The sequence below is a fragment of the Thalassospira tepidiphila MCCC 1A03514 genome, from assembly GCF_001662875.1.
GTDB classification, from domain to species: domain Bacteria; phylum Pseudomonadota; class Alphaproteobacteria; order Rhodospirillales; family Thalassospiraceae; genus Thalassospira; species Thalassospira tepidiphila.
Genome location: NZ_JPVZ01000003.1, coordinates 544310 through 557586, shown reverse-complemented (window position 1 = coordinate 557586; position 13277 = coordinate 544310). Strand labels below are relative to the sequence as shown.

Below are 13277 nucleotides of genomic sequence, written 5' to 3'. Positions count from 1 at the left end.
AATGGAACTTGATGCCACCTATAAGGCAATGTTGATGTCGCTCCAGGTTGCGACGGTCTGTGGGTACCTGTTGGGCTCTATCCCGTTTGGTCTGGTTCTGACCCGCATGGCGGGACTTGGCGACATCCGCCAGATTGGTTCCGGCAATATCGGCGCAACCAACGTTCTGCGTACAGGTCGCAAGGGATTGGCCTTCCTGACCCTGATCGGCGACGCGGGCAAAGGCGCCTTTGCTGCACTGCTGTTCACCCACCTTTATGGTGCGGAGCAAGGCATCTTTGCCGGCGGTGCCGCAGTTATTGGCCATATGTTCCCGATTTGGCTGCGGTTCAAGGGTGGCAAAGGGGTCGCCACCACCCTTGGCACGCTTGCCGCCGTCAACTGGATCATGGGCCTTTGTGCTGCGCTGACTTGGTTGGTGATGGCGCTGATTTTCCGGATTTCTTCGCTTTCGGCACTCATCGCCATGATCGCGGCCCCGTTGGCGGCGTTCTTCATCGCCAATGATGCCGGTGCTGGGTGGCTTGGCGTGTTCCTGGCTGTCATTGTCTGGCTTGCCCATCATGCCAATATCAAACGCCTGATCCGCGGCGAAGAGCCCAAGATCGGCCAGAAGAAAAAGCAGGCTGACGAAGAAACGCCTGCTTCATAGGCGCAAGATGCCCCTTCGAATAGCTTGACGAAATAACGCCCGGATGACCACAATCCGGGCGTTATGCATTTACCAAACCAACAACCATCGCGATTATCGCAATCGGAACGTCTGGCACGCATGCGACTGGCGCGCAGCACCAATGTCGGACCGGTCACCTTTCGCAAATTGCTGGAACGGTTTGGTTCAGGCCGAAATGCCATTGATGCCCTGCCCGATGTCATTGCCCAAGCAAAGACCACGCGAAAGATCAAGATTGCCGGTCGCGACGAAACGGTTGCGGAAATTGAAGCCGCGAAGGCATCGCGCGCCCGACCGATCATTTTCGGCGACCCGGAATATCCACCACTTCTGGCGCGGATTGATGATGCCCCGCCCTATTTTTATGCCATCGGACGGATTGAGCTTCTTGGAAAATCTGCCATCGGGATCGTTGGTGCGCGCAATGCTTCGGCAACGGGATGCGGATTTGCCCGTAAAATCAGTCATGAGCTCGTAAACGCGGGCTATGTGGTTGTGTCAGGTATGGCACGCGGCATCGATGGGGCCGCCCATGCGGCGGCCTTGCAAAGCAACCATAATGCAGGCGGCGGTACGATTGCTGTTCTGGGTGGCGGTGTCGATGTCGTTTATCCCCGCGAACATCAGGACCTTTATGCGCAACTCTGTGAACAGGGGTGCGTGGTGTCAGAAATGCCGCCCGGCCTTCAACCACAGGCAAGGCACTTTCCCCGTCGCAACCGCATCATTTCCGGACTATCATTGGGAACGGTTGTCATTGAGGCCGGTCGAAATTCCGGATCGCTGATCACCGCCCGCTTTGCCGCCGAACAAGGACGCGATGTGTTTGCCGTTCCGGGCTCCCCGACCGATCCGCGCGCAGCAGGTCCGAACAGCTTGATCCGTGATGGTGCAATCTTGTGCGACTCTGCCGATGTAATTCTGGATGACCTTCGAACCGCCGAGCAAAACAGTCATCTGTTTGAACAAAATCACATCTTCAACACAGGTGCGCGCGACGCACGCCCTGACACCTCAGCCGAGGCATATCACGAGATAACGGCATCACTGGAACAAGATGCGATCACTTTTGGTGCGAAGAAATCCACGCAATCAATTGAATTAGAAGAATTTTCTGACGAACCCGACACCAACGAAGACTCCGTCAAAGAGATGGAAGAAATCTTTGATTTGCTGTCTGCTAGCCCCCTTCTGATTGATGAGCTCATTCGTACGTCTGACTTGCCCGCCGAGCAGGTTTCGACAATTTTGATTGAGCTCGAACTTGCAGGAAGGGTTGAACGTCACCCCGGAAATAGGGTATCGCGTATCGCCAAATGAGAGTCGCGTCGGATATGGATGTGACAAATATTGTTGTGATTTGCCGCAATTTGCGCAATTTGATCTGAAAAACAGCGACACACTATAATATATGTGTGCAGACTTTCAGGTTACGGACCACACAGCATAATGACCGCCTTCGGGCGCAAGAACCGGACACGAAAAACGTAATGAATCTTGTCATCGTCGAATCCCCGGCCAAAGCCAAGACGATCAATAAATATCTCGGCGACGATTATAAGGTACTGGCCTCGTTTGGTCATATCCGCGATCTGCCGTCCAAGGATGGTTCGGTCGATACCGACAATGATTTTGCAATGGTCTGGGAAACCGATGGCCGTTCCGAAAAGCAGATCAAGGAAATTGCTTCGGCGGCACGTGACTCTGACACCATCTATCTCGCGACTGACCCGGATCGCGAAGGTGAAGCCATTTCCTGGCATATTCTTGAAGTTCTCGAGCAGAAAAAGCTGCTCCGCGGTCGCGATGTCCATCGCGTCGTGTTCCACGAGATCACCAAGAAAGCCGTCACCGAAGCCATCGCCAATCCACGCGAACTTAATCAGGAACTGGTGGATGCCTATCTGGCGCGCCGCGCGCTTGATTATCTGGTTGGCTTTAACCTGTCGCCGGTTCTGTGGCGCAAACTGCCCGGTTCGCGCTCAGCCGGACGTGTGCAATCAGTTGCGCTCCGCTTGATTTGCGAACGCGAGATCGAGATTGAAGCCTTCAAACCCGACGAATACTGGTCGCTTGAAGCGGGCTTTGCCGTTCCCGAGGGCAAGTTTTCCGCACGTCTGACCCATCTGAACGGCGAAAAGCTTGATAAGCTGGCACTTGGTGATGAAAGTGCTGCCAAGATCGCCAAGGAAAAGGTCGAAAGCCGCAGCTACACCGTTTCAAAGGTCGAACGCAAAGACGTCAAACGGCGTCCGCAGCCCCCCTTCACCACATCGACCCTGCAGCAGGAAGCATCACGTAAGCTTGGCTTTGGGGCCAAACGCACCATGCAGCTTGCCCAGCGCCTTTATGAAGGTGTCGATATCGGTGGCGAAACAGTTGGTCTGATCACCTATATGCGTACCGATGCCGTGGTGCTTTCACAGGAAGCCCTCGCCGCTGCACGCCGCCTGATTGGCAAGGATTACGGTGATCAATACCTTCCGGCCAACGCGCGTAGCTTTGCCAACAAGGCCAAGAACGCACAGGAAGCCCACGAAGCTGTCCGCCCGACCGATCTGTTCCGTCGTCCTGAACAGGTTTCGCGTCACCTTGATAAGGACCAGTTGGCGCTTTACACCCTGATCTGGAAACGTACCGTGGCGTGTCAGATGGAAGATGCCCGTTTCGATCAGGTCGCAGTTGATTTGTCATCGAATGACAATCACGTGGTTCTGCGTGCCAATGGTTCTGTTGTGAAGTTTGACGGCTTCCTGAAGCTTTATCAGGAAGGCAAGGATGACGAGGCCGAGGACGAAAATGATCGTCGCCTGCCGCCGCTAAAAGAAGGTCAGAAGCCCGACCTTGGCAAAGTCAGCATTGATCAGCACTTCACCCAGCCCCCGCCCCGCTATACCGAGGCGAGCCTGGTCAAGAAGATGGAAGAACTCGGCATTGGCCGTCCGTCGACCTATGCGTCGATCATTTCGGTTCTGCAGGACCGGAACTATGTGTTGCTGGAACGTCGCCGTTTCGTCGCACAGGACCGCGGGCGTCTGGTAACGGCCTTCCTCTCGAAATTCTTTGAACGCTATGTGCAGTACAACTTCACGGCCGACCTGGAAAACCAGCTTGATGAAGTTTCGATGGGCAAGCTGGAATGGAAAGACGTTCTCAAGGATTTCTGGAAGTCGTTCAAAGGCAATGTCGACGAGGCCAAGGAACTCAAGATCACAGACGTCCTTGATGCCCTTCAGGTGATGCTGGAAAACTACCTGTTCCCGCCGCGCGAAGACGGAACAGACCCGCATAAATGCCCGAAATGCACGGATGGAACGCTAAGCCTCAAGCTCGGAAAGTTTGGCGCCTTTCTGGGCTGCTCGAACTATCCGGAATGCAATTATACCCGGCCGCTCGTTGCCAATGAAAACGGCTCCGAGTCCGAACTTGACTCCGGCCCCAAGGTCCTTGGCATTGATAAGGAAACCGGCAAGGAAATCACCCTTCGCAAAGGCCCGTATGGCGTCTACGTCCAGCTTGGCGAGGAAGAGGAAGTCGAAGGCAAGAACGGCAAGCCGAAAAAGGTCAAACCGAAACGCACATCCCTGCCCAAGGGATTGGAGCCATCCGTTGTTGACCTGACCAAAGCCGAAGAACTTCTGACCCTGCCGCGTGTTGTCGGGATTTATCCCGATACTGGCGAGGAAATGAAGGCCAATATTGGCCGTTTTGGCCCATACGTCCAGGCAGGCAGTATTTTTGCCTCTCTCAAGGCCGACGATGATGTTCTGACGATCGGTGAAAACCGGGCGATCACCCTGATCGCGGATAAGCGTGAGAAGTCCGGCACGGAAATCGGCAAGCATCCCGATGATGGTGAACCGATCTTTGTCGCCGTTGGCCGCTGGGGACCGTTCGTTAAGCACAAGAAAACCATCGCCAATATCCGCGATGTAGAACGTGATGACATCACCCTTGAAATGGCCATCAAGGCCATCAAGGAAAAGGAAGCCAAGTCGGGCAAAACGACCAAGGCCGCGACCAAGAAAACGGCAACCAAAACCGCAACGGCTAAGAAAAAAGCCCCTGCGAAAAAGAAAACGGCTGCAAAGAAACCCGCAGCGAAGAAGACAACCACGAAAAAGGCGGCGGCGAATTAATCGCCGCCTTCCTTTTCTCTGGAATACCTATGAAAGGACGCCGCAACGTTGGCGAACGATACAGAAGACAAAAAACACTTCCCCACCAAGGAAGAGATTATCGAATTCATCGATATGAGCCCGACACCGGTTGGGAAGCGCGAAATTGCGCGCGCCTTCAACATTAAGGGCGCAGCCAAGATCGAACTCAAAAAAATCCTGAAAGACCTGAAGATTGGCGGCGATGTCGTCAAGGGCCGTCGGCGTTTTGACAAACCCGATCGCCTGCCCCCGGTTGAAGTTCTGGAAATCACCGGCGTTGATGACGACGGCGAAGTTCTGGCCAAACCGAATGTCTGGAAACACGAATACGAACCGCCGCTGATTGTTGTGAAATCAATTCGTCGTGGCGGTCCAAGCGCGCCAGGCATTGGTGACAAGATTCTGGCCAAGCTGCGCTATACCGGCAAGCATACCTACGAAGCCAGCATCATGCGGGTCCTTGGAAGCGGGCCACAGCGCGTCTTGGGACTTTATCGCCCCAATGAACGCGAAGGCCGCGTTGTGCCCACAGACCGCAAGGATAGCGGCGAGATCGCGGTTCCGCTGGATGATCATCCTGATCTTGAAAGCGGCGCACTGGTTTTGACCGAAATTTTGCCGGGCAAACACTTTGGACTGCGCAAAGGCCGGATTACCGAGGTTCTTGGCAACATCAATGAACCCAAATCCATCAGCCTTGTATCGATCCATGCGCGCGGCATTCCGTTTGAATTCCCGCCGGAAGTCGAACTTCAGGCACGCGAGTCCAAGGCCACACCACTGGGTAAACGCACTGATCTGCGCGACATCCCGCTGGTCACCATTGATGGTGCCGATGCGCGTGACTTTGACGATGCTGTCTGGGCCGAATCCGACCCCGATCCTGCCAATGAAGGCGGCTGGCACATCATGGTCGCGATTGCCGATGTGTCCTGGTATGTGCGTCCGGGCGATGCACTTGATCGCGAAGCGGTCAAACGTGGCAATAGCTGCTATTTCCCGGATCGTGTGGTGCCGATGTTGCCGTTTGAGCTTTCGAACGGCTGGTGTTCGCTTGTCCCGCATGAAGATCGCGGCTGCATGGCGGTTGAAATGTGGCTGGATAAACACGGCCATAAACTGCGTCACAAGTTCTGCCGCGGGATGATGAAGTCTGCCGCCCGCCTGACCTATGATCAGGTTCAGCGCGCCATGGACGGCCAGCCAGACGACACCACCGGTCCGCTGGTTGATACCATCATCAAACCGCTGTATGGCGCTTTCAACGCGTTTTTGGAAGCACGCAAGAAACGTGGCGTGCTCGAGCTTGATGTTCCCGAACGCAAGATCGAGCTGAATGACAGCGGGCAGATCGTTGCCATTGCGCCGCGTGCACGGTTTGACAGTCACAAGCTGATCGAAGAATTCATGATCGCAGCCAATGTCTGCGCTGCTGAGGAACTTGAACGGATCAAGCAGCCCTGCATGTATCGTATCCACGATGCACCGAGCGAGGAAAAGCTTGAAGCGCTTCATGAATTCCTTGAAGGCGCTGGCTATAAGCTGAACAAGGCATCGGTTCTGAAACCGCGTGATTTCAACCGCATTCTTGAACTGGCCAAGGACACGCCAGAGTCTGAGCTGATCAACACGGTCGTTCTGCGCAGTCAGTCACAGGCCATGTACAGCCCCGACAATATCGGGCACTTCGGTCTTGCACTGAAAAGGTATGCGCACTTTACCTCCCCGATCCGGCGCTATGCCGACCTTCTGGTCCATCGTGCTCTGATCGCGGGCCTTAAACTTGGTGAAGGCGGTTTGACGCCGGAAGAAGGCGAACGGTTCGAACAGATTGGCGAGGACATCTCGGGCACCGAACGACGGGCGGCCATGGCCGAACGTGATGCGGTTGACCGTTATGTCGCAGCCTATATGTCCGACAAGGTTGGGGCAGAGTTCCCCGGCAAGATTTCTGGCGTCACTCACTTTGGTCTGTTTGTTTCATTGAACGAAACAGGGGCAGACGGGTTGGTTCCGATTTCCACCCTGCCCGATGACTATTACGTCCATGACGCAGCAAGCCATGCCCTAGTCGGGCAAAATCGCGGCAAGAAGTTCCAGCTGGGTGATACGGTTGTCGTCAGGATCGCCGATGCGGATGCGGCCACCGGATCATTGGCATTGCGACTGGCAGAACACGCAGACATTACCGCCCGCGATCTGGTTGAACGGCCACGTGGACGGCGTGGTGCAGGCAAACGCCGTGGAAGCCCCGGCGATCGCAGCCATAGCCATGGCAGCAAGCCCGGTTTCCGATCCGGTCCGCGGGACGCAAATGGTCCGGCTGGATCGTCTGCGACCAAGTCCAAAGGCAAGAAAGCAGCGGCAAAGAAAAAGACCACACCGAAAAAGCAGCGCAAGCTGGTCGCATCCAACCGGGCGGCGCGCAACGCCCCCAAGCAGGGCCCGAAGTCGGATTAGACCGAACTGCCAACACAAACAACCAAAGGCGGCCGATATGGCCGCCTTTTTCTTTGCGATGCTAACAATCCGACATAATCTCAGAGCATCGTTTCGATGAATTTCGCTAGGTGCTCTGCGGTTTGCTTGCCCTTATTGCTGATGATCGCAACGTTTTCAGGCAAGCCTTCAAGATCGGGATGCGACGCATCAAAACTCGTCAACAGGCCAAGCTTCTTGTCTGACAGGGTTTTCATCGCAGCCAAGGCACGGATCAGTTCGATCCCGCTGAGCCCATCAAGCACAGCCGCGGTAATGACGGCATCCGGGCGCGATTGGACCACCGTTTCGAACGCCTCGACAGCCGAGCGGGCCGTGATGGTGCGAAAACCCTTTTCACGCAGTGCACGCTGCAAAAAATGCCCCTGAACAGCGGTCGCGGTTACCAGAAGGACTTCCTTATCCTGCGCAACCGCAACTTCGGACGCATCGTCTTGCTCATCCGCCTTGGCACTGCGGGTTGGAAGGGAACGCAGAATACGGGTTTCTTCTTCGGCCTGGGGGTTGGTGCCACTTTCGATGATCTCGCGGATCCAGCTGGTGAAATCCACCAGCGATGCCGCTTCCAGATCATCAATTTGGGTCAATTCGGCAATATAGTCCTCAAGCCGATGCGCAATCGCGCCCACCAGCGGAAAGCCGAATGATCCGGCAAGCCCTTTGACGGTGTGCGCTTCGCGCCGCAGTTCGGCAATTCCCGGTCCGGCTTCGTCCATTCCGCCGGCGACACGATCAATCGTGGTTTCAATGCGATCAATGCGTTCGATCGTGTCCTCAATGAAGTCCTGTTTCAGACCGGCAATGACTGCGTCTGCACTTCCCACTGGGCACTCCCTTGGCAACTGTTCGATCAAGCAAATGTGACCATATATACGCCCCTGAGGTGAATAGGCATGGCCGATTTTACTTGCTTGCGCAACCGAACATCATGATGATGGCGTACAGTCTCAATGCCTGTTTTCGCCACACGGATCAAGAGGGCGCTGAGATATGACAGGAGTTAATTTTAAACATGAATGCCCCACACGATATTTCTCCCGAAACAAATGCCACCACCAGCAACCAAAGCAGCGGTCGACTGATGACCGGTTTGCGTCGCGGATTTCGCCGCAAATGCCCGAATTGCGGGCACGGTTTTGCTTTCGGCGGCTATCTGAAGCTTCGTTCCGAGTGTGATGTTTGCAATCACCCGATCGGGGAATATCGCTGTGATGATGCCCCGCCCTACTTCACGATCTTTCTGGTCGGACACATCGTGGTCCCCGGTGCCTTGGCGATGGAACAGAATTTCAGCCCGTCCATGGCGTTGCAACTTTCGATCTGGCTTCCGGCCACCGTCGCATTATGCCTTGGCTTTCTGCCCTTTATCAAAGGGGCTGTTCTTGGCACTCAATGGGCCATGCGCATCAAAGGATAGTCGTTGGCAGAATGCCAATTTTTCCAGTAGAATGCGTAGGTTATCTCGCCTGAATTAACCGGATTGTTTAATTGGTCGCACTTCGCGTAGCACAGAATACATATGACAATCCCGACGCAGGAGTGCGACGTTTGCGGCGCATCTGTGTTGCCGTCGGGTTATGTGTATTGCAGGCTGCCTGTGCCACTTCAGACCGGATGGCAGTGACCTCGCCTGATGATCCGCAAACGCGCGAACTGATTTCTCAAACAATCGAACTTGTCGCAACACGCTATATCGATCCGATCAGCCGTGAACAGATCCTGGTGAGCACCCTTGATGGGCTCTCATCTATTGACGAAAACATTCGCGTCGACATCACCCCGACTGATCTGGTCTTGCAATATGATGATCGAACCGTCGGCAAGATTGCCCTCCCGGCTTCATCCGACGGCATGGCGGATCACGAAAATCTTCAGATCTGGTCCGAAATCACGTTAACCGGATTGGCAAGATACCGGGCGCATTCGGCCAAGCTGCGCAGCACGGCCACCAAAGACATCGAGTCTGCCCTGATCAGTGGTGCGATCCGCAATCTGGACCGCTATAGCCGCTATGAGGGTCCAGTACGTGCAGAAAATGCGCGCAACCGTCGGGACGGCTATATTGGCATCGGCGTTCGCGTGGTTGGCGGAAGTGGCTACCCTGTTGTCAAACTTGTTCATGCGGAGAGCCCGGCCGCGCGTGCCGGACTGCATCCCGGCGATCAGATCCTGACGGTCAATGGCGAGGACATGTATGGCAAAGCCAGTCGCTATGCTGCCGACCTGCTGCACGGCGAGGAAGGTACATCTGTCCTGCTTGAAGTGAATGCAGCCAAAAGCAACGCCATCACCCCGATGGAGATACTGCGTGAACGGGTGATTGACCGCACAGTGTTCGATGATGTCCGTGACAATATCCTGATTGCGCGTGTCAGCAGCTTCAACTCGGCAACCGCGTCAACGCTTGCAGACAGCATCATGAAGGCGAAACTCTACGATGGTGGCCTTCACGGTGTAATTCTCGACCTTCGTGGAAACCGTGGGGGACTTCTGCAACAGGGTGTTGCCGTGGCTGACCTGTTTCTGGCAGATGGTCCGATCGGAAAGACTTTTTCCCGTGTCACGGCCGCACGTCACATATTCAAGGCAGAAACCGGCGATTTGACCAATGGCGCGCCGCTGGTTGTCCTGATTGACGGGCGCACAGCGTCGTCAGCTGAACTGGTTGCAGCAGCCCTTCAGGATCGCCATCGTGCTGTGCTGATCGGGTCCACAAGCTTTGGCAAGGGGTCCGTTCAGGCAATCAATGATCTGCCCAACGATGGCACATTGACTTTTACCTGGTCGCGCATGACAGCCCCTTCTGGATACACCTTTGACAGAATTGGTCTTTTCCCGGCCATCTGCACGAAATCCGGCACAGGTAGCACCGCTATTCACAAGGTGGCAAACGCCCTGTCTCAGCGTGATGAGACCGCCTCGGTGATGATGAAATGGCGTAAGCTGGACTATCAGGACGAAAAGAGCCGACGGGAACTGCGCAGCGTTTGTCCGGCAAGCACAAATGGTGAAACATTTGATGTCGAAGTTGCACTTGAGCTGCTGAAAAATAACCGTGAATACAAGAATCTGGCCTATGTAGGACAAGAGGAAATCGCCGATACTTTTGCCAGCCAATAAAATTGCATTCTTTTTTCCAAAATGGCTTGACACTCTGCCGATAACCTTTATGTTCCGCCGCCTGAGATACACCTGAACACAGGATGCAGAGACATGGCGAAGCCCGCTTCGATCCTCGTAAAGTTGGTAAGCACCGCAGACACCGGTTACTTCTATGTTGTTAAGAAGAACCCGCGGAATACCACCGAGAAATTCCAGTTTCGCAAGTACGACCCGGTCGTGCGTAAGCACGTCGTGTTCAAAGAAGCGAAAATGAAGTAATCTGGTTCTTCGGAACTCGATTGCAAAGATTTAAAAAAGACGTGTCCTTCGGGACACGTCTTTTTTGTTTGTACTTGCCTGTTTCAGGTCAGTGTCAATACGTGCCTGCGAGATCAGCCAAAGCGTCTGTATCCCGCCGCCGCAAGCAGCAACCAGCCCCCAATTAAGGCAAAACCGCCAATCGGGGCCACTGCACCAAACGCAGAGATACCGCCAAAGGCAATGGCGTACAAAGATCCGCAGAAGAAAATGATCCCGACAAGCATTGCATAGGCGGCAATGCGCAGGAACTTCTCATCGGGCACATGATGAACCAGGCCGGCAATCGCGGCCAGGGCGACAGCATGTACGAGCTGATAATGCGCGCCCTTCTCGACCAGGCCGCGTGCATAATCCATTTCGCTTCCAGCCATGCCATGGGCGGCAAACGCCCCCAACGCAACCGCCATCGCACCATTCAGTCCGGCCATAACCACAGAAATACGCATCAGAGGTTCCCTTAAAAAGAAGTGCTGTTGTTTCGTACAGATTAGCCATCAACAAATCTGTCCGCCATGCGAAAACGCAAAAAAATGGCCGTACAACAAGTGTACGGCCAGTAACTCTCTTGGGGGAGATGTGCCGGAACATTTAAATGTCCGCCACACCAATACGTTTACCTGTCGATCATCCTCTTCTCTGTGACAGTCATCACATGAAGACAAAAAAAATCATACAAATGCGACCTAATGAATTGACTCACTTAGGAATTCTTCAAGTCGGCGCACGTCCGGAACAAAAAGACCGGTATCAACCTTTGTCACCAGTTGGCGACGGCCAAGCGTGCTCATGACGCGTGCAACGGTTTCACGCGATGTGCTGACCCGCCCGGCGACCTCGGAATGAACCGGAACGGGTGACAAAAGTGCCGAACCGTTATCGTCACAAACATTGTTGGCACGGCGCAAAATTTCCGCCACGACGCGTTCGTTGGCGCCAAGTGTGCTGACATCAACAATTCTTCTGGTCGAGTTCCGCACAATTCTGGCCAGTTCGCTGATTACGTTCCAGGCGACTGACGGGTGATTTTTGACGACCTTTTCAAAGTTGGCCGGGCTTAAAATACCGACACTGGTATCGTCAACCGCAATCACACAGGCCGAACGCGGCTGCCCGTCAATGGCAGAAAGCTGACCGACGCAGCCGCCTGCCCCGATTTCCTCAAGGGTGATTTCACGCCCCGAAAGCGAGTAATTAACGATCCGTACTCGTCCGGACAAAATCAGGTAAACGTCCGAACTATCTGATTCCGGCTCGATAATTTGCGTTCCGGCCGCAAACGTCTTTCGGTTGACGTGGCGTTCGACGTCTGCAATCGCGCTCTCATCGAGATCCGCGAAAATGCCGACCACTGATAATTTAACCATATCCCCCAAGCTTCTCACTACGGTGTTGTTAGTGTCCGGAGCACAGACCCCCTGCGTTCCCTCACATCTTTTACTGTCCCGGACGCAATCATAAGCAAACAACTTCAGACTGACAATCATTGCCAAACCAAAGTCGGACTCCCACATGTGATTGGACAAGATTATGCTGCATATGCGAACATAATCGAGTTCTTTTTAATCAAGGCATATATTTGCATCGATCCCGCATCGCGAGGAGGCAGGCCATGAGTCCCGAATTGGAGATTTTCCGTCGCAGCCCGACAGGCAAACCCAAAAGTAAACATCCATTGGTGTTTGTACATGGCGCCTATACCGGGGCGTGGTGCTGGAACGAACATTTCCTGACATGGTTTGCGGATCGCGGCTTTGAGACCGTGGCGTTTTCCTTGCGCGGCCATGGCGGAAGTGGCGGCCGCGAACTGCGCAGCCTTGCATCCATTGACGACTACGTCGAAGACCTTGAAGAGGTTGTCGAGACCCTTGGCAAGAAGCCCGTGCTGATTGGTCATTCGATGGGCGGCTATGTCATTCAGAAATATCTCGAACGCCACAGTGCCGAGGCCGCCGTCCTGATGGCCTCAGTGCCGCCAGAAGGCCTGATTGCCAGCAATGCGATGATGGCAATGGCCCAGCCCGATCTGTTTTTCCATATGTTCTGGCTTCAGGCCATTGGCCCCCATACCCTGCTTCGTGAACGTCTGGGGCGCGCGATGCTGTCGCCTGATATCGCCGAAGATGAAGGCATGATCTATTTCGGACGGCTCGAAACGGAAAGCCAGCGGGCAATTACGGACATGATGGGCGCCAATCCGATCTTCCTGACAAAGGATGAAGCGCCAGCCATGCTGGTCATGGGCGCACGCGACGATGAAATCATCCAGAGCGAGCTGATCCACCACACAGCCAAGCGCTATGGCGCGGATTATGCCCTGATTGACGACATCCACCACGCGATGATGCTCGATAAAAACTGGGAAAAGGTCGCAGAAACCATACTGGAATGGCTACAGGTCAAGCTCGTTAGCCAACAGCGCAGCAAAGGCAACAAGACAGCGGCCTAGGCAACCTACACTGGATTTTTACTGCACATTTGCACCCGCATCTGCCACGATGCGGGTGTTTGCTTTTGAGCGCTCC

At 54.6% G+C, this 13277-nt stretch carries 11 protein-coding genes; 8 read left to right on the top strand and 3 right to left on the bottom strand.

From position 1 onward, the window contains the following. Position 1 precedes the first annotated feature (1 nt). From plsY to rnr, 4 genes are all read left to right on the top strand, one after another. Positions 2–652, top strand: coding sequence for a glycerol-3-phosphate 1-O-acyltransferase PlsY (plsY, locus tag TH4_RS09875; RefSeq protein ID WP_083997045.1), 651 nt, complete (start codon positions 2–4; stop codon positions 650–652). A gap of 63 nt (positions 653–715) precedes the next feature. Then, positions 716–1993 (top strand): DNA-processing protein DprA, encoded by a 1278-nt coding sequence (gene dprA / locus TH4_RS09870; RefSeq protein WP_287451071.1) that lies wholly within the window; start codon positions 716–718, stop codon positions 1991–1993. 170 nt (positions 1994–2163) lie between these two features. Then, a complete protein-coding gene (gene topA, locus TH4_RS09865; RefSeq protein ID WP_064780932.1) occupies positions 2164–4812 on the top strand; it encodes a type I DNA topoisomerase in 2649 nt (882 codons plus the stop codon). A gap of 48 nt (positions 4813–4860) precedes the next feature. Further along, positions 4861–7293: a ribonuclease R gene (gene rnr / locus TH4_RS09860; protein ID WP_083997044.1), complete on the top strand. Its 2433-nt coding sequence runs from the start codon at positions 4861–4863 to the stop codon at positions 7291–7293. Positions 7294–7373: 80 nt separating this feature from the next. Here rnr and TH4_RS09855 read toward each other — a convergent pair whose 3' ends face one another. Next, the gene (locus TH4_RS09855; RefSeq protein ID WP_064780930.1) at positions 7374–8156 is read right to left on the bottom strand and encodes an Hpt domain-containing protein; all 783 of its coding nucleotides are present in this window, start codon (positions 8154–8156) and stop codon (positions 7374–7376) included. A gap of 188 nt (positions 8157–8344) precedes the next feature. On the opposite strand from TH4_RS09855, the gene TH4_RS09850 reads away from it, so the two are divergent. The 3 genes from TH4_RS09850 (at position 8345) to rpmG (ending at position 10713) form a co-directional block, all read left to right on the top strand. After that, positions 8345–8749 (top strand): DUF983 domain-containing protein, encoded by a 405-nt coding sequence (locus tag TH4_RS09850; protein WP_064780928.1) that lies wholly within the window; start codon positions 8345–8347, stop codon positions 8747–8749. Positions 8750–8946: 197 nt separating this feature from the next. Next, entirely contained in the window at positions 8947–10452 is a 1506-nt protein-coding gene (locus TH4_RS09845) for a S41 family peptidase (RefSeq protein ID WP_064780926.1), read from the top strand. A gap of 93 nt (positions 10453–10545) precedes the next feature. Next, positions 10546–10713: a 50S ribosomal protein L33 gene (rpmG, locus tag TH4_RS09840; protein WP_008890790.1), complete on the top strand. Its 168-nt coding sequence runs from the start codon at positions 10546–10548 to the stop codon at positions 10711–10713. 113 nt (positions 10714–10826) lie between these two features. On the opposite strand, the gene TH4_RS09835 is transcribed toward rpmG, so the two are convergent. Together TH4_RS09835 and TH4_RS09830 are read right to left on the bottom strand one after the other, a co-directional pair. After that, positions 10827–11201 (bottom strand): DUF423 domain-containing protein, encoded by a 375-nt coding sequence (locus TH4_RS09835; protein ID WP_064780924.1) that lies wholly within the window; start codon positions 11199–11201, stop codon positions 10827–10829. A gap of 237 nt (positions 11202–11438) precedes the next feature. Further along, a complete protein-coding gene (locus TH4_RS09830) occupies positions 11439–12119 on the bottom strand; it encodes a Crp/Fnr family transcriptional regulator (protein ID WP_064780922.1) in 681 nt (226 codons plus the stop codon). Between the two features lie 245 nt (positions 12120–12364). Here TH4_RS09830 and TH4_RS09825 point away from each other — a divergent pair, with 245 nt between their 5' ends. Continuing rightward, entirely contained in the window at positions 12365–13201 is an 837-nt protein-coding gene (locus TH4_RS09825) for an alpha/beta hydrolase (protein WP_063089812.1), read from the top strand. Positions 13202–13277: the final 76 nt, after the last annotated feature.

Coding starts and splice junctions, on each gene's coding strand:
- plsY (WP_083997045.1), top strand. CDS start 2: ATGGAACTTGATGCCACCTATAAGGCAATGTTGATGTCGCTCCAGGTT.
- dprA (WP_287451071.1), top strand. CDS start 716: ATGCATTTACCAAACCAACAACCATCGCGATTATCGCAATCGGAACGT.
- topA (WP_064780932.1), top strand. CDS start 2,164: ATGAATCTTGTCATCGTCGAATCCCCGGCCAAAGCCAAGACGATCAAT.
- TH4_RS09850 (WP_064780928.1), top strand. CDS start 8,345: ATGAATGCCCCACACGATATTTCTCCCGAAACAAATGCCACCACCAGC.
- TH4_RS09845 (WP_064780926.1), top strand. CDS start 8,947: ATGGCAGTGACCTCGCCTGATGATCCGCAAACGCGCGAACTGATTTCT.
- rpmG (WP_008890790.1), top strand. CDS start 10,546: ATGGCGAAGCCCGCTTCGATCCTCGTAAAGTTGGTAAGCACCGCAGAC.
- TH4_RS09835 (WP_064780924.1), bottom strand. CDS start 11,201: ATGCGTATTTCTGTGGTTATGGCCGGACTGAATGGTGCGATGGCGGTT.
- TH4_RS09830 (WP_064780922.1), bottom strand. CDS start 12,119: ATGGTTAAATTATCAGTGGTCGGCATTTTCGCGGATCTCGATGAGAGC.
- TH4_RS09825 (WP_063089812.1), top strand. CDS start 12,365: ATGAGTCCCGAATTGGAGATTTTCCGTCGCAGCCCGACAGGCAAACCC.